General features: G+C 30.1%; 24 protein-coding genes. 17 read left to right on the top strand and 7 right to left on the bottom strand.

The window, feature by feature from the left end:
• Positions 1-110 precede the first annotated feature (110 nt).
• Both AC2GW8_RS02705 and AC2GW8_RS02710 read right to left on the bottom strand, forming a co-directional pair.
• Entirely contained in the window at positions 111-2117 is a 2007-nt protein-coding gene (locus AC2GW8_RS02705; RefSeq protein ID WP_440881261.1) for a M12 family metallopeptidase, read from the bottom strand.
• Positions 2118-2732: 615 nt separating this feature from the next.
• Positions 2733-3203, bottom strand: coding sequence for a Dps family protein (locus tag AC2GW8_RS02710; protein WP_440881262.1), 471 nt, complete (start codon positions 3201-3203; stop codon positions 2733-2735).
• Positions 3204-3318: 115 nt separating this feature from the next.
• Here AC2GW8_RS02710 and AC2GW8_RS02715 point away from each other — a divergent pair, with 115 nt between their 5' ends.
• Complete coding sequence (locus AC2GW8_RS02715; protein WP_440881263.1) at positions 3319-4260, top strand: hydrogen peroxide-inducible genes activator; 942 nt, start codon at positions 3319-3321, stop codon at positions 4258-4260.
• A gap of 24 nt (positions 4261-4284) precedes the next feature.
• Here AC2GW8_RS02715 and AC2GW8_RS02720 read toward each other — a convergent pair whose 3' ends face one another.
• A complete protein-coding gene (locus tag AC2GW8_RS02720; RefSeq protein ID WP_440881264.1) occupies positions 4285-6177 on the bottom strand; it encodes a SulP family inorganic anion transporter in 1893 nt (630 codons plus the stop codon).
• A 138-nt stretch (positions 6178-6315) separates the two neighbouring features.
• Here AC2GW8_RS02720 and pyrR point away from each other — a divergent pair, with 138 nt between their 5' ends.
• From pyrR to AC2GW8_RS02750, 6 genes are all read left to right on the top strand, one after another.
• Positions 6316-6867 (top strand): bifunctional pyr operon transcriptional regulator/uracil phosphoribosyltransferase PyrR, encoded by a 552-nt coding sequence (gene pyrR / locus AC2GW8_RS02725; protein ID WP_440881265.1) that lies wholly within the window; start codon positions 6316-6318, stop codon positions 6865-6867.
• A gap of 26 nt (positions 6868-6893) precedes the next feature.
• Positions 6894-7826, top strand: a complete 933-nt coding sequence (locus AC2GW8_RS02730) for an aspartate carbamoyltransferase catalytic subunit (protein WP_440881266.1) — start codon at positions 6894-6896, stop codon at positions 7824-7826.
• Between the two features lie 5 nt (positions 7827-7831).
• A complete protein-coding gene (locus AC2GW8_RS02735) occupies positions 7832-8164 on the top strand; it encodes a hypothetical protein (protein WP_440881267.1) in 333 nt (110 codons plus the stop codon).
• 39 nt (positions 8165-8203) lie between these two features.
• The gene (locus tag AC2GW8_RS02740) at positions 8204-8527 is read left to right on the top strand and encodes a T9SS type A sorting domain-containing protein (RefSeq protein ID WP_440881268.1); all 324 of its coding nucleotides are present in this window, start codon (positions 8204-8206) and stop codon (positions 8525-8527) included.
• Positions 8528-8736: 209 nt separating this feature from the next.
• The gene (locus AC2GW8_RS02745; protein WP_440881269.1) at positions 8737-9060 is read left to right on the top strand and encodes a T9SS type A sorting domain-containing protein; all 324 of its coding nucleotides are present in this window, start codon (positions 8737-8739) and stop codon (positions 9058-9060) included.
• 324 nt (positions 9061-9384) lie between these two features.
• Positions 9385-10326, top strand: coding sequence for a ribonuclease Z (locus AC2GW8_RS02750; RefSeq protein WP_440881270.1), 942 nt, complete (start codon positions 9385-9387; stop codon positions 10324-10326).
• A 100-nt stretch (positions 10327-10426) separates the two neighbouring features.
• On the opposite strand, the gene AC2GW8_RS02755 is transcribed toward AC2GW8_RS02750, so the two are convergent.
• Entirely contained in the window at positions 10427-10792 is a 366-nt protein-coding gene (locus AC2GW8_RS02755; RefSeq protein ID WP_440881271.1) for a CoA-binding protein, read from the bottom strand.
• Positions 10793-10883: 91 nt separating this feature from the next.
• Here AC2GW8_RS02755 and AC2GW8_RS02760 point away from each other — a divergent pair, with 91 nt between their 5' ends.
• Positions 10884-13274, top strand: coding sequence for a TonB-dependent receptor (locus AC2GW8_RS02760; protein ID WP_440881272.1), 2391 nt, complete (start codon positions 10884-10886; stop codon positions 13272-13274).
• Positions 13275-13380: 106 nt separating this feature from the next.
• On the opposite strand, the gene AC2GW8_RS02765 is transcribed toward AC2GW8_RS02760, so the two are convergent.
• Complete coding sequence (locus AC2GW8_RS02765) at positions 13381-14388, bottom strand: 3-oxoacyl-ACP synthase III family protein (protein WP_440881273.1); 1008 nt, start codon at positions 14386-14388, stop codon at positions 13381-13383.
• Positions 14389-14578: 190 nt separating this feature from the next.
• Here AC2GW8_RS02765 and htpG point away from each other — a divergent pair, with 190 nt between their 5' ends.
• The 3 genes from htpG (at position 14579) to AC2GW8_RS02780 (ending at position 18029) form a co-directional block, all read left to right on the top strand.
• On the top strand, positions 14579-16489 hold the full coding sequence (htpG, locus tag AC2GW8_RS02770) for a molecular chaperone HtpG (RefSeq protein ID WP_440881274.1): 1911 nt from the start codon (positions 14579-14581) through the stop codon (positions 16487-16489).
• 133 nt (positions 16490-16622) lie between these two features.
• Positions 16623-17522 (top strand): OmpA family protein, encoded by a 900-nt coding sequence (locus tag AC2GW8_RS02775; RefSeq protein ID WP_440881275.1) that lies wholly within the window; start codon positions 16623-16625, stop codon positions 17520-17522.
• Between the two features lie 18 nt (positions 17523-17540).
• On the top strand, positions 17541-18029 hold the full coding sequence (locus tag AC2GW8_RS02780) for a helix-hairpin-helix domain-containing protein (RefSeq protein WP_440881276.1): 489 nt from the start codon (positions 17541-17543) through the stop codon (positions 18027-18029).
• A 24-nt stretch (positions 18030-18053) separates the two neighbouring features.
• Here AC2GW8_RS02780 and AC2GW8_RS02785 read toward each other — a convergent pair whose 3' ends face one another.
• Positions 18054-18281, bottom strand: coding sequence for a DUF8828 family protein (locus tag AC2GW8_RS02785; RefSeq protein ID WP_440881277.1), 228 nt, complete (start codon positions 18279-18281; stop codon positions 18054-18056).
• A complete protein-coding gene (locus AC2GW8_RS02790; RefSeq protein ID WP_440882175.1) occupies positions 18268-19596 on the bottom strand; it encodes an MATE family efflux transporter in 1329 nt (442 codons plus the stop codon). Before AC2GW8_RS02790 ends, AC2GW8_RS02785 begins: the two co-directional genes overlap by 14 nt.
• A gap of 179 nt (positions 19597-19775) precedes the next feature.
• Here AC2GW8_RS02790 and tpx point away from each other — a divergent pair, with 179 nt between their 5' ends.
• Genes tpx through ribB form a run of 6 tightly spaced genes read left to right on the top strand, consistent with a single transcriptional unit; the run spans position 19776 to position 26449 of the window.
• Complete coding sequence (tpx, locus tag AC2GW8_RS02795) at positions 19776-20273, top strand: thiol peroxidase (RefSeq protein WP_440881278.1); 498 nt, start codon at positions 19776-19778, stop codon at positions 20271-20273.
• A gap of 7 nt (positions 20274-20280) precedes the next feature.
• Entirely contained in the window at positions 20281-20661 is a 381-nt protein-coding gene (locus AC2GW8_RS02800; protein ID WP_440881279.1) for a diacylglycerol kinase, read from the top strand.
• 28 nt (positions 20662-20689) lie between these two features.
• On the top strand, positions 20690-23134 hold the full coding sequence (locus tag AC2GW8_RS02805; RefSeq protein ID WP_440881280.1) for a DNA translocase FtsK: 2445 nt from the start codon (positions 20690-20692) through the stop codon (positions 23132-23134).
• Between the two features lie 12 nt (positions 23135-23146).
• Complete coding sequence (lolA1, locus tag AC2GW8_RS02810) at positions 23147-23824, top strand: outer membrane lipoprotein periplasmic chaperone LolA1 (RefSeq protein WP_440881281.1); 678 nt, start codon at positions 23147-23149, stop codon at positions 23822-23824.
• Between the two features lie 29 nt (positions 23825-23853).
• Positions 23854-25329, top strand: coding sequence for an LptF/LptG family permease (locus AC2GW8_RS02815; RefSeq protein WP_440881282.1), 1476 nt, complete (start codon positions 23854-23856; stop codon positions 25327-25329).
• Positions 25307-26449, top strand: coding sequence for a 3,4-dihydroxy-2-butanone-4-phosphate synthase (ribB, locus tag AC2GW8_RS02820; RefSeq protein WP_440881283.1), 1143 nt, complete (start codon positions 25307-25309; stop codon positions 26447-26449). The genes AC2GW8_RS02815 and ribB overlap by 23 nt, the downstream gene beginning before the upstream one ends.
• The last annotated feature ends 4 nt before the right edge of the window (positions 26450-26453 follow it).

A 26453-nucleotide genomic window follows, 5' to 3' on the forward strand; every position in this document is an offset into this window, starting at 1 on the left:
TTTTAGTTAAATATAAACAGTAGCCTTTGTTTTTTACAACTACAAAAAGTACATCAGTATAGCTCTAACTTCAAACCAATGTACTTTTTTAAGATAGTATCTACAATATTTTATTTAATGGAAACTTTTATTCTTACTTGCGCTCCATTATTCTCAGGCTTAACATGAACATAGGCAGGTTTGGTATTGCCATGTATCCCATTAACATCAATCATACTTGAATAATATCCGGTTTCATAATCAATTATAGGAAAACTTTCATTGTAATCATCATTTGGTCTGTATTCAATACCATAACTAAATATATTTAAGTAATACCCCAAATTAAATTCATCTCCGCCATACACATCATTACTTTCACCCAAATCAAGTTGATTTACATAATACCAATTATACCAATCTAATCGGCTCATATATAGATACCTATTTTTTAGATTAAAACTAACATTGTAATTGAAATTAAAGTAATAATCAGTTGTTGAATTTAATCCTACCCTAACATTTTTAATATTTTTAGAGTTGTATTCATTTGCAAAAGTGATAAAACCATTACTATCATACCTATTACTTTTATAATTAATAAGTTTTTCTGGATTTATTTTCCTACTTGGTGTTTCCCATTTATGTAAATTGATATAAATCGAATTATTCTGAAACTTACTTATAACTCTACCATTTTTACCTCCATAAGAAGAAAATCCTTTTAAACATATAGTTTCTCTGGTTACAGGCTTAGATTTGTAATTTAATACTAATGGAGCATCAGCATCACTACGATTTGGATTAAACAAAATATTATTAGTATTAAAAATAAGTCGACTATCATTCTCTACATTCCTTTTATCATGATTGTACTTAAAAAAAACTTCCCGAACATGGTTCCCTTCATAATAGACACTTCCATTAGCTTTAACTTGTAAAGCAATAACACTACCTGTATTTAAACCAATAGGTAAATCTATAATTTCATTAGAATGCGCTGTGTGAATATATACTTCAAGATTTGAATAGTCAATATTATTAATGTAAATAAACCTATCTTTGGAATTTAAATCATTATTCTTTTTGTAAAGAAAAGTTGCTAAATTAATATCCTTTTGACTTATTTTAAATTTATTTGGCAAACTATTATCAGGGGTTTGCCTTTTAACATCAGAACCATCTTTAAATGTATACAGAGGAAGTTTTTCTCGTTTTAAAGCATCTCTAAGTGCAATAGCGTTTCTAGGATAACTGGCATACAACATAATTGATTCTTGACTAAAAGAGAAAGGGTTTCTATAACTAGGTTTACTTATTATATAATTTCCAATTGCCTTGTAAAGTAGGTCTGGAAAATTATTTTGAATATATAAAAATGCATCAGTATTTAGTGTAATATAATCATTTCTATCTGGTAGTACATGCTCATGCTCCAAACCAACCACATGCCCAAATTCATGTAAAATACTTAAATAGTCACAAGTATCACTTAATTGCATCTCTGTTATACTAGCACCTAAACCATTAGTTCTACATCCTGTATTTACTTTTTTAATATAAATATATTTTGTACTCTTTTTATTTTGTTCTATTAACTTCAATGCGGGCACAGCATTTTGCCAGTCTTTTGCTGCTGCTCTAATAAGTCTTTTTCTTTCTTCATTAAATTTAGGATCAATATAAAATCTTATTATGCCATCTGGAAATGGGGTAACCTTAATGACTTTTCCTGTATTTAATTCTTTTAAAATATCTTCTCCACTTAAAGCAATATTTTTATCCTTACTTTTTGTGTAAAGATTTTTTAACCCTAGCTCAATCACATTTTTTTTAGGTAATATGACATCATCGTAATAAAAATAATTTCCATTACTTTTAAAAACTGTCAATTTTTGCCCTAAATAATCTATATCAACAAGACTATTATTATTTGATAAAACTTCTTCTTCAATATTATTTTTTATATGGTATTCATCCTGACAACTATGAAATAAAAATAATAGCATTATCGGTAACCAAGAAAGTTTTTTTAAATGGTCAAATTGAAAATCAGCAATGTTTTTTTCATTTTTTTCTTTTAAAAGTCTATTTATTAAAAACAGTACTTTTTTACTTAAATTTAATTTAGTTTTCATTTTATTTATGTGTAAAAGGGTTATTGGCAAACACATATTTATTCACTCTCTAATAATTAAAAAACTATGCGTAAACCATTTACAGTATAAAAAATCAATTTTAAATTTTATAAATAAAGATGCAGTTGTATCTATAGTAAAAAGAATATTTCTAATTGTAATATGTTTCCATTTCTCAAATTGAATACACATAGAAATATTGTTCACGCTTAAGAACACTTTGCGCTCTTTACTTATATTAAATTAATTTATCACTCTATATTATAGGAATAAGAAAAAAATATTTTTCAATACCCTTAAAGCATCAAAAAAAATAGATAACCGCATAAATATCAATCCATATAATAGATTTTTAGAAATGTAATCTTTTATATTTATCGTATATTCTAAATAAAACAACGTATTGATTAAAAAAGAAATTGAATCTACTTATTTCAAAATGATAAATGTAGTATCTGTAAGCAGAAAAAAGCAAGCTTTCAGGTATTCATGTGTATAGTATTGGAGAAAGCTTTAATGAAGTTTTAAACTATTACTATTAAACATTTGTAAACAAAAAAGGTGATATAAAATTATATCACCTTTCGTAATTATTTACAATAAAAATACTTTAGTTTAACCTAACCAAGCATTCATCATCCATAATGTTTTCTCTTGTTCTGAAATAAAATCACTCATCATCGAATTAGTCCCTTCATCTTCAGCTTCATCCGATAAATCAAGAATTACTCTTTCTATTTTCAATAACTCTGTCAAAGAATTAACCACTAAGCTTACTGCTTCTTCATCATTAGAAATATTTTTACCAATAGGCACAGATGCTTGACTCTGATAATCTTCAAAGGTATGAAGAGGTGTTCCTTGCAATGTCAAAATTCTTTCCGCAATTAAGTCAACTTTTTCTTGGGCATCCGTATATAACTCTTCAAATTTTAAATGTAACTCAAAGAAGTTTTTCCCCTTTATATTCCAATGTAGCCCTCTAACATTTTGATAGTATACCTGAAAATTAGCTAACAAATTATTTAACTCTTTTGTTAATTTATCTGTTTTATTTTTATCCAAACCTAAAATTGAAACTGCCATATTTATTACCTTTTGATTTATTAGTTTTTCTAAGACAAAGCTAGGCTAAATTAATCCGAATTTAATATAAATTATATTGATTGTTTTAATATATTTATCAAAAAATATTATAGGAATGACTATAACTCAATTGAAATATACATTAGCTGTTGCAGAATATAAAAATTTCACTATTGCGGCAGAAAACTGTTTTGTTACACAACCAACACTTAGTATGCAAATACAAAAACTTGAAGAAGAATTAGACGCTAAAATTTTTAATAGATCAAAGAAGCCAATAGAACTTACAGAAGTAGGAAAACGAATTGTAGAACAAGCTAAAGTTATTGTGGACGAAAGTAATAGAATCGTTGATATTGTCCATCAACAAAAAGGATATATTGGCGGAGAATTTAAACTAGGAATTATTCCAACCGTAATGCCTACTCTTTTGCCTATGTTTTTAAAAACATTTAGTAAAAACTACCCTAAAGTTCAACTGATAATAGAAGAACTAACAACAGATGAAATTATAAGAAAGTTAACAGACGGTTATATTGATGCCGCTATTGCCGCAACACCTCTAGAAAATGAAGCTATTAAAGAAAGAGTTTTATACTATGAGCCTTTTGTTGGATTAGTACCTGAAGATCATGACCTATATAAAAAAAATAAAATTAAAGTTGATGAATTAAATGTAGAAGATATTTTATTGTTAGAAGATGGTCATTGTTTTAAGGATAGTGTTTTAAATATTTGTAGAACACATAAAAGTAATAAAAATATTCGTTTTCAGTTAGAAAGTGGAAGTTTCGACACTTTAATTAAATTATCAAAAGATGGACTTGGAATGACGCTTCTACCCTATCTTAATACTCTAGATTTGAATGAGGAAGATAAGGGGCACTTGAGAGAATTTGAAACTCCTCCACCAGCAAGAGAAGTTAGCTTGATATATCACAAGTCACAATTAAAAATGCAACTTATAGAATCACTAAAAAATACTATTGATGGTGTTGTTAGAGGTGCTATAGCTTTTAGCGACGTAGAAATTGTAAGCCCTTTAAATAAATCATAAAAAAATCCCGTAATCGGGATTTTTTTAAAATTCATATTCAGATAAAGGCTTTGGAAATTTTTCTGGATTTTCTGCTAAATGATACCTAGGGTCATCAATATCTTCTTCAATAATAGTCTGAAACTTTTCATTTGCTTTGTAAAGCAACACTTTACAATCTTCACTCAAATGCTTAAGCACTATCTTTTTTCCTGCAGTTTCATACTTCTCAACTAAATTAAAGATTGCTTCAATAGCTGAGTGATCTGAAACTCTTGACTCGATAAAATCAATTTCAATTTTATCAGGATCGTTTCTAACATCAAATTTTTCATTAAACGCTGTAATACTTCCAAAAAATAAAGGCCCCCATATCTCATATACCTTGGTCCCATCTGCCTTCATTCTCTTTCGTGCTCTAATTTTTTTTGCATTTTCCCATGCAAATACTAAAGCAGAAATAATAACTCCAACGAAAACAGCAATCGCTAAGTCAAAAATAACAGTAACGGAAGAAACAATTATCAGTACTACTGCATCCGAGACAGGAATTTTATTCATAATTCTAAAACTAGACCAAGCAAAAGTTTCTATTACCATCATAAACATTACCCCTACCAATGCTGCAATAGGTACTTGCTCAATGTATTTATCTGCAAAAAGAATAAAAACTAAAAGAGTAACAGCCATCATTACTCCAGATAGTCTTCCTTTACCTCCGGCATTTATGTTGATTACCGTTTGTCCGATCATCCCACAACCACCTGTTCCACCGAAAACTCCACTTAGAATATTACCGGCTCCTTGAGCTACACACTCTTTGTTTCCATTTCCTCTAGAATCGGTAAGCTCATCAACTAAATTCATTGTCATTAAAGTTTCAATTAAACCTACTGAAGCAGCTAAAAAAGAATAAGGAGCGATAAATTTAAGGGTATCTAAATTAAACGGTAGATTACTCCATAGTTGAGCCAAATTCATTTTTTTTGACAACTCATCAAAACCATTTAAGCCTATACCTCCTCCATTTCTAATAAAATCACCGACGTTAATTGATTCAATTCCTCCAAAAACAACAATAAAAGTAATTATTAAAATAGCAGTCAATGCAGCTGGCACTTTGGTTGTCAATTTTGGTAGCCCCCAAACAATTAGCATGGTTAATAACACCAATACAATCATTATATATAATTTTGAGCCTTTCATTTTTGTTTTTAGAACTCCTTTATCTAAAACAGAATGAAATCCTTCATCATTATAATTATAAACAACTTTTTTGCTTCTTATATCAAATACCTGCCCCTCTGATATTAAGAATAATTCTTCATTAGTTTCATTGTTAAAAACTGATTTATCTTGAATACGAAAAATCGTATTATTTGAGGTAATATCCTTAACATTATTACCGTCAATTTTATATACTAACTCCTTATTTTCAGTAATTCTTTTGTTTTGCCCGTAAAGATCTTTTGAATTTTCAGTAAACATTCCCAATTGAGCCATAAATATAACAACTGCTAATCCATTAACAAATCCCATCATAACAGGATGCGGTATTAAACGAACAAATTTACCTAACTTAAAAACACCTGCCAACACTTGGATAACTCCCATTAGAACAACGGCTGCTAATAAATAAAAATAGCCCATGTTCTCAACTGGAGTATCAAAAAGTAATCCTTTAGCATGGCCTTCCTGTATCATATTAACAAAAATAACGGCAACTGCACCAGCAGCACCTGAAATTAAGCCAGGTCTTCCACCAAAAATAGCAGAAATACTTCCTATTACAAAAGCACCAAACAAGGCAACAATAGGGCTTATCTGTGCCACAAAGGCAAAAGCTACAACTTCTGGTATCATTGCTAAAGAAACAGTGATACCTGCTAAAGAATCATCTTTAACTTTTATTTTTTTATTTCTAATGTATTTCATCATAATCTTTCAATACTTTTCTAAAAGTTGGCAAATTTAAAGATAATTTAATTGATATAGTTTTTACGTTTAACTTTTGCTACACTATTTTTTTGTAGTAATTTTGAAATTGAAACTATCATACAAAATTTGGTAGCAACAATGAGCAGAAAAAAACTACTTAATTCAAAAGAAATTGAAATCATTCTGCATCGATTAGCGTGTCAGTTAATCGAAAACCACGACGATTTTGCCAATACTGTTATCATAGGCCTCCAACCTAGAGGAAGTTATTTGGCCAAGCGTTTGGTTAAAATCTTAAAGAATGAATATTCAATAAAAGGTTTACAATTAGGTTTACTCGATATAACATTTTACAGAGATGATTTTAGAAGGCGAAATGAACCTCTAGAGGCCAATTCAACAGAAATAAACTTCCTAGTTGAAGGTAAAAAAGTCGTCTTTGTTGATGATGTTCTCTTCTCAGGTAGAAGTGTTCGTTCGGCATTGACAGCCATACAGTCCTATGGAAGACCTGAAAATATTGAATTACTTGTTTTAATAGACAGGCGTTTTAGTCGTCATTTACCAATTCAACCAACTTATAGAGGAAGACAAGTAGATGCAATAAATCAAGAAAAAGTTTTGGTTCATTGGAAAGAAACTAATGACAAAGATGCTATCTATATTGAAAACAAAGAAAAACACAACTAAAAACACAACTCATAAAACAACTAAAAATGAAGCAGTTAAGTGTTGAGCATTTGCTAGGAATCAAATACTTAAATCAATCAGATTTAGAACTTATTTTTGAAACTGCCTCGCATTTTAAAGAAGTTATTAATAGACCAATTAAAAAAGTTCCTTCGCTAAGAGATATTACGATTGCTAATTTATTCTTTGAAAATAGTACACGTACGAAACTGTCTTTTGAACTAGCAGAAAAAAGACTTTCTGCAGATGTAATCAATTTTTCAGCAGGTCAATCTTCTGTGAAAAAAGGCGAAACGCTTATTGATACTGTAAATAATATACTTTCTATGAAAGTTGATATTGTTGTTATGAGACACTCGAACGTTGGTGCTGGTGTCTTTCTTTCTAAACACATTGATGCTAAAATAGTAAATGCAGGAGATGGAACTCATGAACACCCTACCCAAGCTTTACTTGATAGCTTTTCTATGCGTGAAGCGTTAAATGGTAACTTAAAAGGAAAAAAAATAGTTATTGTTGGCGACGTTTTACATTCCCGAGTTGCACTTTCTAATATTTTCGCATTAAAATTACAAGGAGCAAAAGTTAAGGTGTGTGGCCCCAGCACTCTAATCCCTAAATACATTACAAGTCTTGGTGTTCAAGTCGAAACCAATTTAAAAAAAGCCCTTGACTGGTGTGATGTAGCCAATGTTCTTCGAGTTCAGCATGAAAGAATGGATATTAAATATTTTCCTTCTACAAGGGAATATACGCAACTCTTTGGTATTAATAAAGATGTACTTGATAATTTAGGAAAAGATATTGTAATCATGCATCCTGGACCAATAAACCGTGGAGTTGAATTAACAAGTGATGTAGCCGATAGTGAGCAATCTATTATATTAAATCAAGTAGAAAATGGCGTAGCTGTAAGAATGGCAGTCATCTATTTATTAGCGCAAAAAATAAAAAGATAGTTTTGATGGAAATTAAGCAAAATAATAATTATAAACTTATTACTTCTGAAGAAAAAACATTTAACTCTTTTTTAAATAAGTTTAAACAGATTTATAACAAAATAGAGAGTTCTCATATTATTTTAGAATTTTCTTCAAAAAATAATTTTTCTGAACAAAATATTTTGTTACTTTTGGAATATGCTTTTATTCAAAAGAAGAAAGGTTTATCTTTTGTGATTATTGATAATAGTGTAGATATTGATAAATTTCCCGAAGAACTAAATATTGTTCCTACACTTATAGAAGCGGAAGATGTACTAGAGATTGAGAATATTCAGCGTAATCTAGGTTTTTAACCTTTCAATTATTCATAACCCCTAATGAATTAATTATTTATGACAAAAAGACTACTCTTTTACGTATTATTTTTTTTAACCACGTATGTATTCTCTCAAAAAAATCATACGCTTAAAGGCTTGGGTGCTCACCCCAATCCATTTAATATAGAAACAAAAATATCATTTAAATCTGATAAAATACAAACAGTTGTTGTAACCGTTGTTGATATTTTAGGAAAATCAATAATGAAAGAAAAAATGACTGCTGAAAGAGGGATTAATAGCATTCCTTTCAGACGAAATGATAATAGTACAGGCATGTATATTTATTCTGTTCAAACAACAGAAGAAGTTGTTTCAAAAAGGTTTGTTATTAGATAAGCTATTTTAGTAACATTTTGACTTTCTTAAAAGTGTTACATGATAGGTTGTTATCTATTTTAAATTTATGTAGGCTAAAATAGTTGTTTTCTTTAAAATTTTTACGAATAACTACTTCATGTGGTTCATTACTAAGTTTTTAATATTACAACTTACAAGGAGCTTATAAAGCAATCATATTAATTATTCATACCCCCGATGAATTATTTATGGCTAAGAAAAAACTATTATGCACATTATTACTTGCTACAACTTTTATGTGTGCTCAAAAAAATAAAACAATTAAAGAATTGGGTTTAAAATATAATCCATTTAGAATTGAAACGAAAATTTCATTTAAATCTATAAGAACTCAAGCTGTAACTTTATCAGTTATTGATATATTAGGTAAATCAATATTAATAGATAAAATTATTGCACATAAAGGAATGAATAATATTGCTTTTAAACACAATATTTTAAGTCCTGGAATGTATCTATACGCTATCGAAACAAGTAAAGAAGTTCTGTCTAAGAGATTTGTTGTCAAATAATATCATTGACGTCAAACTTTATTATGAATTACTATTACTTATTTATTCAGTCAAGAAACCTTTTACTTTAAGAAAGAAAGAAAGAAAATATTACCAACAAAATAGTATTCAAATTGAAAAATAAATTTATTTTTCAATTTGAATTTTATATTTTCGTTTTCAAACTTCTTTTAATAATAGTCATATGTTTTTTTATTTACATGCGTTATTGCCATTTTTATTATTAATAGCATTTTACTATTTTGAAAAAAGAAATATTATCAAATCTGTGAACTACTAAATAATGTCTGTTAGAATTTCGCGTATAATAAAGCAATCGTTAAAATGCATTTAAACCTTACTATTTTAGGTTGTCATTCAGCAACCCCTCGCTCGAATGCTTATCCTACATCTCAATATTTAGAAATTAATAATAGGCATTTTTTAATTGATTGTGGAGAAGGGACACAAAGACAAATGCGTAAATATAAAGTAGGTTTTTCTAAAATAAACCATATTTTCATTTCTCATCTACATGGTGATCATTTTTTCGGATTAATAGGGCTAATTTCTACTTTTGGAATTCTAAATAGAGAAAAACCACTACATATATTTGGTCCTAAAGGAATTAAAGAAATTACTGTTCTACAATTAAAATTATCGAAATCATGGACAAAGTATAAAATTATTTTTCATGAACTTTCATCAAAAGAAAGTGAAATTATTTTTGAAGATGAAAAAGTAATAATTAAAACAATCCCTTTGGATCATAGAATCTATACTAATGGTTTTTTATTTACCGAAAAAGCTAAACCAAAAAAGCTTGATATTGAAAAGATAAAACAATATTGCGAAATTGAAAAGTGTGACTATAATAATTTAAAACTTGGTAAGGATTTCAAACTCTCTTCGGGTAAAATTATTCCAAATTCTCAATTAACTATAGAGCCTGAGACCCCGAAAAGTTTTGCTTTTTGCAGCGATACAGCTTATAAACCAGATATTATTCCTATCATTGAAAATGTCGATGTTTTATATCACGAAGCTACCTTTCTAAACGATAGAGAAGATTTATGCGAAAAAACAAAACATTCTACAGCAGCACAAGCTGCTTCAATAGCCCATCAAGCAAACGTTAAAAAACTTATCATAGGGCACTATTCTAGTAGATATAAGAATATAAATAATTTTAAAACGGAAGCTGAAAGAATTTTTAAAAATGTTGAGCTAGCAGAAACTGGCAGTCGCTACTCTCTTAGTTCCCCTCCTACCGAAATTATAACTTAATAAAAGGTATTTCTTTTTTAAGAAAGCTTAATAGTTTTAAACTAAAGTTTTAAGCATATAAAAAGGCTGAAATCTATGGTAATCAGCCCCAAATTATAGTTTAACTATATTGATTTATAGACAATAAAACCAACGTACATGCTTCTTGAACAAGAATATGATTACGTCTTAATAATTTCGTGAACTCAACGTTTTCGGTTCCAGGATTAAAAATGACCCTTCTAGGGCATAAACTAATCACATAATCATAATAAACTTCTTGAATTTTAGGATTTATATATAATGTAACTGTATCAATATTTTCAAACATTTTTTGATGTTTATAAATCTTTATACCTGCTACCTCACCCTCTTTTGCTCCTATAGCTATTGTAGGCACGGCTTTTTCAGCAAGAAGTTCTATTGCCCTATTTGAATACCTAGTACTTTGCAAAGAAGCTCCAATTACCAATGTTGTATTTTTCATTTTTCTTAAAAATAAGTTAATCTTTTTTTTTCTTGTAACAAAAATAAAGCTCTAACAGTCTGTTAAACATAAACGATTCAAAAAACACAAAATGAAAAAATTATTAACAATGCTTATTATTTTTATGAGCTTTTCCTCCTTTGGAAAAAATTTACCAAAACCTGGAGTCGTGTCAGGTAAAGTTATTGACAAAATTACACATGAGCCTTTACCATACGTAAATATAATTATAAAAGACACCAAACAGAGAATAATAACTGGAGGAATAACTAATGAAACTGGAAAATTTATAATAAAAAATATTCCTTTCGGCAAAAACATCCTTGAAGTTCAATTTATTGGTTACTCAATTTTCACAAAAGTAATAAATATAAATAAACAAAATAAGAACATTGAAATAGGAACTATTTCACTAGAAGAGGATTCAACAACTTTAGATGAAGTAGAAGTAAGAGCAGAAACGTCTACAGTTACTCAAAAAATAGATAGAAAAGTAATTAATGTAGGTAAAGATCTTACTTCCGCTGGTGCAACCGCTTCTGAATTATTAAACAACGTACAATCTGTTAGTGTAGATAGCCAAACAGGAAATATTAGCTTAAGAGGCAATGAAAATGTAAAAGTTTTAGTAGACGGTAAACCTACCAATGTTCCTGCATCTCAATTACTAAAGCAATTACCCTCGTCTTCTATTAAAAGTGTTGAACTTATTACCAATCCTTCAGCAAAATACAATCCAGAAGGTATGAGTGGTATTATTAATATTATTTTAAATAAAAATGCCAATCTAGGTTTTAATGGCTCTTTAAATACTGGAATTGAAGCTGGACATTATGTTCGTTATAATACTTCTACAAACATGAACTACAAAGCTGGAAAAGTTAACTTTTTTGGAAATTATGGTTTTAACATCGGTGACCGCTATAATTTCGGTTTTATAAATAGAAAGGGAATAAATAATCAAGATATTAATTTTATAAATGATAATGAATCTCATTTGTTTAAAATAGGAGCCGATCTTTATTTAGATGATAAAAACACATTATCTTTTTATACTACTCAAAACTGGTTTAAAAGTAATTCTAATGGAAGTGCAATAATTACTGATAGTTCAGGAATAATTACCAATATCTCTCCTAACAATCAATTATCAGATAGTAAAGACCAAGCTTATAACCTGAATTATAAACATGATTTTGATACAGAAGGACACAATATTGAGTTCGAAGCAACATTTTCAAAAAATGAAACTCCTCAATTTTTCTTAAATAATGATCTTATCCAAACAAATGATGGTAGCTTAAATTATTTTAATGATATTTTTAATGACAGATCAAACACTTTAATCAACCTTGATTATACGAATCCTTTATCTAAAAATGGAAAATTAGAACTTGGGCTTGAATACCGAGCAAATAATTCATATAACACAAATATTACTAACCAAACTGGTTTTAATAATTCGTCATTCTCTTATGACAGAAAAATTTATTCCGGTTATATTAATTACGGTCATCAGTTAGGTAAATTAAGTATACAATTAGGCTCTAGAATTGAACAATTTAATATTAAAGGGATATTTAAACAAGAAACATTAGGTAATGAAACAGTTACTGATGATATTTTCACAATATATCCTTCTGCTTTTTTTACTTATAACCCATCAGATGAAAATCAGTTTCAGTTAAGTTATAGTAAAAGAGTAGACAGACCAAATATCCAACAAGTAAATCCAATTAGAGAATGGAGTACTGCTTTAATTACTTCAGTCGGTAATGCACAACTATTACCTCAGTTTACAAATTCCATAGAATTTAATTATACTAGAAAAATTAAGGGTGGATCCATTACTATCGGAAGTTTTTATCGTAATATTAACGATGTCATTTCAAGAGCAACTTTTAAAGATACAAGCGACCCTAGCAATGTTCGTCAAATTTTAACTTATCAAAACTTTGACGACACAAATTCTTACGGACTAGAACTCTCTTCAAATTATAAAATTACTAAATGGTGGAGAACGAATGCTAGCATGGATATTTATGCTCAAACACAATTTGGCACCAATGATTTAAATAATCAAAATGCTTCTAGATTAGAGGTAAAAAATCAAGTTTTTAATGCTCGGATTAGTAATAATTTTAACGCTACTAAAAATATGAGTTTTCAACTATTTGCAATGTATCGAGGTAGTTTTGAAAATATTCAATGGAAAGTTGCCCCTATGCGAATGGTCAATTTTGGAGCAAATTATAGTATTTTAAAGGGCAAAGGTAGTATTACCTTTAGAGTGAATGATATTTTTAATACAATGCGTTTTCAATTTCAATCTGAAACCCCTTTTACCCAAAATGGAAAATTCAATTGGGAAAGTAGAAACACCTATATTGGTTTCAATTATAGATTTGGAGGTGGAAAAAATCGCGCTAAAGAGAGGAGAAAAAGAGACCATAATGAAAAAGGAAGTGGTGGATTTATGTAAAAAACACCAAGAAATCATTAACATAACCAATAAATAGATACGATACGTGTCAAGTTATATAAAAGATAGTGTGTATAATAATTATACACACTATCTTTTATTTTTATTACCATTTTATTACCACAGATCCCCATGTAAATCCACTACCAAAAGCAGCCAAAACAACTAAATCTCCATCATTTATTTTTCCTTTTTCCCAAGCTTCTGTTAGCGCTATAATTACAGATGCTGCTGTTGTATTGCCATACTTTTGAATATTATTATACACCTTATCATCAGATAATTGAAATTTTTTCTGAATAAATTGAGCTATTCGTAAATTAGCCTGATGCGGAATAAGCATATCTATATCCTCTTTCTTCAATTTATTAGCTTCAAGTCCCTCCATTATTGCCTCAGAGAATCGAACCACTGCGTGCTTAAATACAAATTGACCATTCATATATGGATAATAAGACACATCATCGGGGTCATTATCTTTCATAATTGCATCAACCCAGCGACCTGTCGCTGGTCCCTCTAGAGCAAGTTCTTTAGCATGTTTACCTTCAGAATGTAAATGAGAGGATAAAATACCTTTTCCTTTTTCTTCACTTCTTGAAAGAACAGCTGCTCCTGCCCCATCTCCAAAAATAACAGTAACACCTCTTCCCCTAGTAGATCTTTCTAATCCACCTGAATGGTTTTCAGAACCAATTACCAGTATATTTTTATACATTCCTGTTTTAATAAACTGATCTGCTACTGATAGTGAATAAATAAAACCAGAACATTGGTTACGTATATCAAGTGCCCCTATAGTTGGCATTCCCAACAAATCTTGAACACGAACACCTCCACCTGGAAAGTACATATCAGGACTTAAAGTTGCGAATATTATAAAATCAATGTCATTATTTGTTAAACCGGCTCTTTCAATAGCTATTGTAGCAGCTTTCGCTCCCATTGATGAAGTTGTATCTCCTGTTTTAGGATCAATCCAACGACGTTCCTTTATCCCAGTTCTCTCTTGAATCCATTCATCACTAGTATCCATCCACTGGGTTAAATCGTTATTGGTAACCACATTCTCGGGCACATAGTACCCTAATCCTGAAATTTTCGAACTATACATAGTTTTTTACGTTATTTTTTTACTCAGATGCAAAATTTTGCCGGTCAAAAGTAGCGATTTATAATTTTCTAAACAATATAAGAAATCCTTTGACGAAAATATATGTCATGTTGTCATTTTATTATTTTTGGTATTTTTTTTGACATAAATAGCGAAGAAGAAATTATTTACAATCAAAATATATAAATTTATGAGTAAAGGAAATATCAATGTGTCAGTCGAAAATATTTTTCCACTGATTAAAAAGTTCTTGTATTCTGACCATGAAATCTTTTTACGTGAGCTTATTTCTAATGCTACTGATGCTACCACAAAACTTAAACATTTAATTTCTATTGGAGAAGCTAAGGTTGAATATGGTGCGCCTAAGATTGAAGTAAAAGTTGATAAAGAAAATAAAACCTTAACCATTATCGATCAAGGTTTAGGGATGACAGCAGAAGAAGTTGAAAAATATATCAATCAAATTGCTTTTTCAGGTGCTGAGGAATTCTTAGAAAAATATAAAGATGATAAAAACGAAACAGGTGTTATCGGTCACTTTGGTTTAGGGTTTTACTCTGCGTTTATGGTTGCAAATAAAGTAGAGATAATCACTAAATCTTTTAAAGACGAAGATGCTGCCCATTGGACATGTGATGGATCTCCCGAATACACTTTAGTAAAACATGATAAATCTGATAGGGGTACTGAAATTATATTACATATTGCTGAAGATTCAGAAGAATTCTTGGAAGAAGGTAAAATAAGAGGACTGTTAACAAAATACAATAGATTTAACCAAATACCAATAAAATTTGGCACAAAGAAAGTAAATGATCCTGATTTTACTCCACAAACAACAACAGACAAAGACGGGAAAGAAACAACAGAACCTCACAAACAAATTGATGTTGATGATATCATAAATAATACAGATCCTGCATGGACAAAAAAACCAGCAGATTTAGAGGCTGATGACTATAAAAACTTCTATAGAGAGCTTTATCCGATGCAATTTGAGGAGTCTTTATTTCATATTCATTTAAACGTTGATTATCCTTTTAATCTTACAGGTATTCTATTCTTTCCTAAACTAAGTCAGAACTTAGATATGCAAAAGGATAAAATTCAACTATATCAAAATCAGGTTTTTGTAACTGATAATGTTGAAGGAATTGTTCCTGATTTTTTACAAATGCTTAAAGGAGTTATTGACTCTCCTGATATTCCTTTAAATGTTTCGCGTTCTTATTTACAAGCTGATGGAGCCGTTAAAAAAATATCAGGTTATATAACCAAAAAAGTAGCAGATAAACTAAGTTCTTTATTCAAAAATGACCGAGAAGACTTTGAAAAGAAATGGAATGATATTAAAGTCATAATTGAATACGGAATGCTTTCAGAAGATAAATTCTTTGACAAAGCGAAAAAGTTCACCCTTTATCCAACAGTAAATGACACATATTTTACGTTTGATGAACTTATAGAAAAAACAAAAGATACTCAAGTTGATAAAGACGGTAATCATATTATTCTTTATGCAGCGAATAAAGATGCTCAACATGCTTACATAGAGTCAGCAAAGGCAAAAGGTTATCAAGTATTATTACTTGACTCGCCTATCGTTTCTCACCTAATGCAAAAGCTTGAAACATCTAGCGGTGATGCAAAAATTCAATTTACACGTGTGGACGCTGATCACATCGATAATCTAATCAAGAAGGATGAAACTTCAATATCAAAATTATCAGATGAGGAAAAAGATAAATTAAAACCTATTATTGAGAATGCTGTTCCAAAAGAGTCTTACACTGTTCAACTAGAATCAATGGACTCTGAAGCTACTCCTTTCTTAATTACGGTACCTGAATTTATGAGACGAATGAAGGAAATGAGTGCTACTGGTGGAGGTATGATGGGTATGGGTAATTTACCTGAAATGTATAACCTCGTAGTTAATACAAATCATAAATTAGTGAGTGATATTTTAAATTCTGATGAAACTAAGCAAAAGGAACTTATTTCTCAAGCATTTGATTTGGCCAAATTATCACAGAATTTATTACACGGAGAAGACTTAACCAACTTCATTAAAAGAAGTTATGAGTTAATTAAGTAAAATTTAATTTTAATATTTCTATAAAAAGCTTACCTTTAAGGGTGAGCTTTTTTTATATAACTTATCCGAAAAACCTTTTTTTCTAATAAAAAAATATTTTTTTATTTTTAATGAACTTAATGATCCCTTATTCATGAAAAATTTCGTTAAAGCTTTTCTCTTTTTTCTTTGTTGGGCTTCTGCCGCTCTTGTAATTCAGGGACCTGATTTTAAAAAAGACGTATCGAAAAGAAACACAAAAAACACTTCCATCAAAGAAAATAAAGAAACAACCCAAACTTTAAAAAGTATTTTAAAGAAAAATAATAAAAACACAGCTCATCTCAAGATAAAGCAAGAAATACATCCCTTAAAATTCAAGCATAAATTTGTTACAAATGCCTCTCATACAAGGGTTCTATTCCCTGAGCAGTTCTTTTATTTCAAAGACTCTATTTTTAACTTTTTAAATAACAATCCAAAAAAAGAAATTTTAATAGTTGGTCACTGTTTACCTGACGAACTACTGTCCAATAATACTAATTTTGGTCAAAAAAGAGCAGATTACATTAAAAACAAATTGATAAAACATGGAATAAATCCTGAAAAGCTTAACACTAAAGACTCAATTATCAGTTACAACTACGATCATGATGGGTTTTACGCGGAAGGAATTGATCTTTTTTACGTTGAACTCTCCAAAGAAAAAATGACTTCTTTATATAGTAAACTATCACCAAAGACTATACAAAATAGTTTTGTAAGAAATAATAAATTAATCCTCAACAATCAGTTACGAACATATGCTTTCGAATTAAAAGATTTTTTAACTTCAAATCCTAATAAAGTGGTTAATATTATTGGTCATTCAAATAAAAATAGTGACTCAGAAATAAGTAACTCAATTGGATTGGAACTCGCCCAACAATTTGCCTCGTTTCTTAAAGAAATAGGTATTGTGAAATCCAAACTAAAAATAATATCCAAAGGTGATATAGAAGCTTTTAAAAATAAAACAACAACAAATAAAAGAATTGAAATTATTATAAATTAATACTATAATCCCTTAAATATGACGCTTTTTTTAACAGAGAAATATCTACATTTATTCGGTTTTTTTTTCTGGATGTTTGGTTCTTTTATAATAGGATACATTTTTGCTTGGCTTCATTACAAAAACAATAAAGAAAGTAAAACAGAAGACACTATATACAATGCAATTCATATAGAAACAGAAACAGAAGCACCAACTACTATACGCGCCAAAAAAACTATTGAACGAGGAGGTATTGAAGTAAAGTATCCAAAAGAATTAAAATTTGACATTATTGGAATGGGAGATGAAAAGAACAAAGATGATCTTACTCAAATTAATGGTATTGGAGATTTTATTGAAAAAAAATTAAACAGTATTGGTGTTTATAATTACGAACAATTAAGTAAAATTTCAAAAGACGAAATTGAGGCTATTACAGAATTAATCGAATTTTTCCCTGGAAGAATTTTAAGAGATAACTGGAAAGATCAAGCTAAAGAACTTCTTAAAGATATCAAACAATAAAAACTGGACTTAACCAATTTCTATTTATTGTTCATATTGTTTCATTTCATCATCGTAGAATTTTCCTGCTAATTCTATTAAGCTTTCCAATTCGTTAGCCAAATCTTGCTCATTTTCACTTGATACATCTTCAAACCATTCAACATCATCGTCTTTTAAATTGATTAAAAATCTTGGATATTCAGTATGTAATACAAAAATATCTTCTGGTTGCTTACTATTATCAGCAAGTAAAAATTTAGGTAAATTCATGATGTTTTGTTTTAATCAATTTTAATGTTAAGTAATTAAAGCGCAAATATAATAGAATTGAAGCTGAAGTTAAACCTGCGAGCAATCCTAACCATATCCCAAAGCTTCCGTACATTTCTTTACTTCCAAAATAATAACTAACAGGAAACCCTATAAACCAATAAGAAATTAAAGTAATTATTGTAGGAATCACTACGTCTTGTAGCCCTCTTAAAGCACCTAGAACCATTACTTGTATACTATCACTAATTTGAAAAAATGCAGCTGCTATTAATAGTTGCGAGGCTATCTTTAAAACCTCCATGTTATCTTCATAGTTTTGCACGTCATTAAAATCTATATATAAATGTGGTAATGACTTATGAAATCCAAAAAATATAAGACAAAAGAAAACCGCTAAAATAGTACCCATTAAAAAAATAGATAATGCAATTCTTCTTAGTTCTTGGTAGTTATTTAACCCTTTTTGATTTCCTACGCGTATCATTGAAGCCACATTTAGCCCATTGAAAACCATGAAAGTCATTGATGATAAGTTTAATGCTATCTGATTGGCTGCTTGAGGATTTTTTCCTAGCAAACCACTCAACCAAATTGCGGAAGTAAATATAGCTACTTCAAAAAGCATTTGCATTGCACTTGGCGCTCCAAGACTAATTATTTTTTTAATAATTTTAAACTCTAAAATAAAGAATTTAATATTCGTAACTAGTTTTTTAGTACGCTCTTTTTTTGTTAGCACCCACCATAAAAATATAACCATTATTGTTCTTGAAATTAATGTACCATAGGCAGCTCCAACAATTCCTAAATTAGGAAAACCAAATTTACCAAAAATCAGTAAGTAATTAAAAACAACATTTAAAATATTAGCGATTAAAGCAGCATACATTGGGTACTTGGTAATAGACATTCCATCACTGAACTGTTTTAATCCTTGAAAAGTAATCATTGGGATTAATGAAAAAGCAACTAAATCTAAGTAAGGTAAAGATAATTTAACAACCTCTGGTGGTTGATCCATGTAATACATCATTGGTTTTGCGAAATAGACTCCTAAGAAAAGAGCCAACCCTAGACAAAAGCACAAAACAAGACCGTGTTTAAAGGTAGCTTTGGCTTGAAGAAAATTATCGGATGAACTGGCTTCTGCTATAAGCGGAGTAATCGCCGTTGAAAAGCCAATTCCTAATGACATTGCTATGAAAATAAAACTATTTCCCAAAGAAACAGCCGCTAGTTCAGCAGTGCCCAACTGTCCCACCATTATATTATCTATAAAACCAACAAACGTATGCCCTAACATTCCCAACATTACAGGAGCCGCCAACTTCCAATTGTAACGAAACTCCTTTGTATACAATCCTATCTTCAATTTTTTACTTACATAATTTAAGGCTACTAAGATACTTCTTTTGCTTCTGATTCTATTTCAGCTCATTCTTTTTTTTAAATTATTTAATTACCTTTGGTTTTTAATTTAAAAGAAAAAAAATGGCAACTATTAGCTTACAAGGAAATGCTGTCAAAACAATTGGCAACCTTCCTACTTTAAACGAAAAAGCTCCTGATTTTACACTAACAGCATCTGATCTTTCTGACAAAAAATTAAGTTCTTTTGCCGGTAATAAAATTGTACTAAACATTTTTCCAAGTGTTGATACTGGAACATGTGCAACCTCTGTAAGAGAATTCAATAAAAAAGCCGCTAGCCTTGACAATACAAAAGTTATTTGCATTTCTAAGGATTTACCTTTTGCCCAGGCAAGATTTTGCGGTGCTGAGGGAATTGAAAATGTTGTTATGCTTTCTGACTTTAAAGATGGTAATTTTGGTAAAACATACGGTCTTGAAATCATTGACGGCGCTTTAAAAGGTCTTCATTCACGATGTGTAGTTGTTATCAATGAAAATGGTAACATTGTTTACACAGAGCAGGTGGGAGAAATTGTTGATGAACCAAATTATGAAGAAGCATTAAAAGCACTTTAAAACTTATATGAATAAACATAAATTAGGATTTATAAGAGGCCGGTTACGTAGTGTTAAATTTGCTTTGAACGGAGTAAAACTACTTATTACTACAGAAGATAGTATAAAAACGCAAGTTTTCTTTGCTATTTTAATCACCATAATAGGTTTTTATTTCTCGATATCAATAAATGAGTGGATGTTTCAAATTATAGCAATTGCGCTTGTTTTAGTTGCTGAAGCCCTCAATACTGCTATCGAAAAATTAGCCGATTTTATACATCCAGATTATGACGAAAAAATAGGTTTTATTAAAGATATAGCTGCTGGAGCACCTGCTTTTGCAGCTTTATTTTCCATGATAATCGGAAGTATTATCTACTTACCTAAAATTATCACGCTTTTTTAACGTTTAAAATACTGGTTAACATTTATTTATGACTAAAAAGAAAACACCAAGCAAAAAATCAATAAAATCTTTTACTTTTCTATCAAAAATAATAGCCTTTTTTCGAAATAGACAAAATCAAACCATTTTTGGAGCTTTTTTAATATTGTTATCTATTTTTTTATCTGTAGCTTTTATTTCTTTTTTTTACACTTGGAAACAAGACCAAAGTACACTAAATCATTTTTTTGACAGAACTTTACCTACCAGTAACTTATTAGGTAAAATTGGTGCTATTCTTAGTGATCTTATTGTTTTCAAAGGCTTCGGACTTGGTGCATTTATTTTAAATGTTATTTTATTTTTTACGGGATCTAGAATTTTATTACAATCAAATCTAAAGGATATTATATCATCCTGGAATTGGGGACTTTTAGGCATGTTGTGGACTTCTATATCTCTTGGTTTTATAGATAAAAAATATGTTATTCTTTCTGGTATTATTGGCTTTGAACTAAATGAATACCTACAAACATTTATTGGTAAAACAGGTTTAATTATTCTGTTATTTTTCTTTGCAATTTCCTACCTAATTATTCGCTTTAGCATTGATCCAGACAAAATTGTTAAAAACTTAGAGGATAAGAAAAAGCTGAAGAAAAACGATCTTGAACAAAAATTAGCTGCAACGCAAAATGAAAATACTCAGAACAGTCAACAAAAAGAAGATACAACAACGGTAAAAAAATCAAATTTCGAATCATCTGTCGAAAATTTAACTCCCACTATAAAAAATCATTCAGGAGTTTCAGAAAAAGAAAAAAATGTAAAAGAAGAAATCACTCTTGAAATAACTCCAACAAAAACAATTTCAAAACCAGAGGTATCTGATGAAACTATAAAAGAAGTTGAAGTTGCCATTGAAAAAATAGCAGAGGAAAAAAGTTTAACAGAAAACTTATCAGATAAATTACTAAAAGATTTTGGAGAGTTTGATCCAAAATTAGAATTGAGTAATTACCGATTTCCAACTTTTAATCTATTAAAAGAATATAATGAAAGTATTTCAGTTGACCCAACAGAGTTAGAAGCCAACAAAAATCAAATTGTAGAAACTTTAAAAAATTATAAAATTGGTATTGAACAAATAAAGGCAACAGTAGGACCAACTATTACCTTATATGAAATTGTTCCTGAAGCGGGTGTCCGAATATCTAAAATTAAAAATTTAGAAGACGATATTGCTCTATCCCTTTCAGCTTTAGGAATTCGAATTATTGCTCCCATCCCTGGTAAAGGAACAATTGGTATTGAAGTACCCAATAAAAAAGCAACCATCGTTTCTATGCATTCTGTTATTTCTTCCAAGAAGTTTCAAGAATCGCCAATGGAACTGCCTATTGCTTTAGGAAAAACAATTTCAAATGAAACCTATGTGGTTGACTTAGCAAAAATGCCGCACTTATTAATGGCTGGTGCAACTGGTCAAGGTAAATCTGTAGGTTTAAATGCAATCTTAACTTCATTATTGTACAGAAAACACCCTGCAGAAGTTAAATTTGTTTTGGTCGATCCTAAAAAAGTAGAACTTACCTTATTTAATAAAATAGAACGTCATTACTTAGCTAAGTTACCAGACGAAGAAGAGGCTATTATAACAGATACCACTAAGGTAGTTAACACCTTAAACTCTCTGTGTATTGAAATGGATGCTCGTTATGACTTACTTAAAGATGCTATGGTAAGGAATATAAAAGAATACAATACAAAATTTAAAGCACGTAAACTAAACCCTGAAAATGGGCATCAATTTTTACCCTATATCGTTCTAGTAATCGATGAATTTGCTGATTTAATCATGACTGCAGGTAAAGAAGTGGAAACACCTATTGCCAGGTTAGCTCAACTAGCACGTGCCATAGGAATCCATTTAATTGTGGCTACACAAAGACCATCTGTGAATGTAATTACTGGTATTATAAAAGCAAACTTTCCCTCTCGTATCGCTTTTAGAGTAACTTCTAAAATAGATAGTCGCACAATACTAGATGCACCTGGAGCTGATCAATTAATTGGACGTGGAGACATGTTATATTCTGGCGGCAACGATTTAACACGAATTCAGTGTGCATTTGTCGACACTCCTGAAGTAGAAAAAATAACCGATTTTATTGGCTCACAGAGAGCCTATTCTGAAGCTCATTTACTCCCTGAGTATATAGGCGAAGAAGGTGGCACAAATGTTGATATAGATATCGCAGATCGTGATAAATTGTTTAAAGAAGCTGCTGAAGTTATTGTTACAGCACAACAAGGTTCAGCCTCTTTATTACAACGAAAACTAAAACTTGGTTACAATAGAGCAGGAAGGCTTATTGACCAGCTTGAAGCTGCTGGTATTGTTGGTCCTTTTGAAGGTAGTAAAGCAAGACAAGTTTTAGTTACTGATTTGATTGCTTTGGAACAATTATTAGAAAATGAAAAAAACAACTAGAATAAAATATATATGCGAACAGAAAATATAACAAGATTAAAATATGTAGGCTTAGTTTTCATAGCGGCTTTTTTGAGCGTTAATGTAGTAGCACAAAGTAATGATGCTAGAGCACAGACATTACTTAATGAAGTCTCTTCAAAACTTAAAAACTACAAAAATATGGTTATTAGTTTTAATTCAAACCTAACGAATAAAGAGGCGGGTATTATTAACGATCCTCCAATAAGAGGAAATATCATTATTGCTGAAGATAAATATAGTTTAGAATATCTTGGTAATAGTTTTTTGTTCGATGGTAAAGAACTCGCAGTTGTAAACCATGAAGATAAGGAAATTGTCATCTCGGTTGGAGATATTGAGGAAGAAGATGGCTTTGTTTCTCCTTCCAAATTGTTAACTTTTTACCAAAAAGGGTATACTTATAAAATGGGGAAACTAGAAAATCATAAAGGTCGAAAAATTCAATATGTCAATCTAACCCCGATTGATAGCAACTCAAATATAATTGAAGTAAAACTTGGCATTGACCCTAAAACAAAACACATTTATGAATTGATTCAAATTGGATCGAACGGTGCTGAAACTAAATTTACGATTACTAAATTTAAAAAAGACCAACCCATTTCAGAAAAATCGTTTTCACTCGATAGAAATAAATTTAAAAATTTAGGTTATATAATAGATTAATTTAATGTAAACCAGTTAATTTTGCGTCTTTGAAAACACTAGACCGATACATACTTAAAAGTTTTTTAGTTCCTTTTTTAACTACATTTTTAATTATACTATTTGTATTAATTATGCAAATGTTGTGGTTGGCTTTTGACAGTTTTGCTGGTAAAGGAATTAGTGTTATGATTATTCTTAAATTTCTGTGGTACTCTACTCTTATGGCAGCTCCGCAGGCACTTCCAATTGGTGTGCTATTATCTTCTATAATGACTCTAGGAAGTTTATCAGAGAATTATGAGTTTGCTGCCGCTAAATCGGCAGGAATTTCATTACCTAGAATGTTGAGATCCCTTTTATTTTTAGCCTTATTTCTTAGTGCTGTTAATTTCTTGTTTTTAAATTATATGTATCCTTATGCCGTACTAAAACAATTAAACCTAAGATACAATATAAAGAAAAAACAACCGGCACTGGCTTTAGTACCCGGTGGTTTTAATACCGAAATACCCGACTATCAAATTAAATTTGATGAAAAATACGGAGAAGAAGAAAACTTATTAAAAAAAGTATTGATTTATGATTTATCATCAAAAAAGGGAAATAATAAAATAATAACAGCCGAAAAAGGAAAAATTGTATCAGAATCTGGAAGCCGCTATATGACTTTAGAACTCTACAATGGCTATTATTTCGAACACCATTTTAAAAGAAGTGCAAGTTATAAAGAACGTTTAAAAATGCCAGCATCACATGCTGACTTTGATGAATATACTATTAATATTGATATCTCTGCACTCGATGGATCAGATTTAGAAAGTACCAAGTATACCAAGAATTTTAATATGCTTAGCTTGCAACAGCTTAAAGATACCATCCCCACGTTAAAGAAAAACTATGATGACTATATAACTAACCGTTCTAAAAACCTGTTTTTAACAATAGATACTGATGATTTACACCCGTATCCAGACTCCTTAAAAAATAAGGAACTTTCAAGTGATATTCTCTCAAATTTTGAGCTAAATCAGCAGAATGAAATCATGAGTACTGCACTTTCAAAATTAGAAAGAACACTCAACAACCATAAATCTTACAAAAGCAATTTAAAAGATAGAAGAAAATGGATGAACTTGCATGATATTGAATACTATAATAGAGTTGCTTTTTCCCTATCATGTTTACTGTTATTCTTTATTGGTGCTCCACTTGGATCAATCATAAGAAAAGGGGGAATGGGACTCCCTATGATTCTTGCAATTTCAATATATGTACTCTATTTCTTCACCAATACTTTTGGAAAAAACATGGCCGAAGAAAGTACTATATCTGCTTTTTCAGGTTCTTGGCTCGCCATTGTACTAATGACTCCTTTAGCCATTACTCTAACCATAAGAGCAACCAGAGATAAAGGCCTTTTTAACATAAACGGATTCTTCAATTCAAAACTAACCTTTTTTAAAAATATTTTCTCAAAAAAAAGAGATACAACAACAGACTATGACCACAACAACCTCCAGTAAAATTCATTTAAATTCAATTGAAGAAGCCATTGATGATATAAAAAACGGTAAAGTAATTATCGTTGTTGATGATGAAGATAGAGAAAATGAGGGAGATTTTCTTGCAGCTGCTGAATTAATTACACCCGAAATGGTTAATTTTATGGCAACTCATGGAAGAGGATTAATTTGTACTCCTCTGTCCGAGGATCGCTGTAAAGCTCTAGAACTAGGCATGATGGTTAGCAACAACACAGATCCGATGGAAACAGCCTTTACGGTTTCTGTTGACCTAAGGGGTAATGGTGTAACTACCGGAATTTCAGCCTCTGACAGGGCAAAAACAATAAAAGCGCTTGTAGACGAACAAACGAAACCTTTTGAACTTGCCAGACCTGGTCATATATTTCCTTTAAAAGCAAAAAATGGAGGGGTTTTAAGAAGAACAGGTCATACTGAGGCGGCTATTGATTTTGCTCGTTTAGCCGGATTAAAACCAGCTGGTGTTATTGTTGAAATTATGAATGAAGATGGTACCATGGCAAGGTTACCTGAACTTCTTGAAGTAGCCAAAAAATTCAATCTTAAAATCGTTTCTATTGAAGACTTGGTTGCTTATCGTATGGAGCACGATTCTTTGATAGAAAAAAAAGAAGATTTTAATATTAACACTCGTTTTGGAGATTTCCGTTTAAGAGCTTACAAACAAACTACTAACGATCAAATTCATATTGCTTTGACCAAAGGTAATTGGACAAAAGATGAACCTATTTTAACAAGAATAAATTCCACGCTAGTAAACAATGATATTTTAGGAACTTTAACCAACAATGCGGATAAAAAGTTGGATCAAATGTTTAAAGTAATTAATGACGAAGGGAAAGGCGCTATTTTATTTATAAATCAGCAGTCGCAATCTTTAAACTTACTTAACAGACTACGAAGTTTAAAAGAAAATCAACTCAAAGGAGAAATGAAAGCCCCAAGTGTTATATTAGATTATAAAGACTTTGGTATTGGCGCCCAAATATTACACGATTTACACATTCATAAATTACGTCTTGTTTCTAATACACAGCAGAAAAAACGTGTTGGAATGATTGGGTATGGACTAGAAATTGTCGATTACGTAACTTACTAAATCG

This window comes from Tenacibaculum profundi (genome assembly GCF_057162725.1).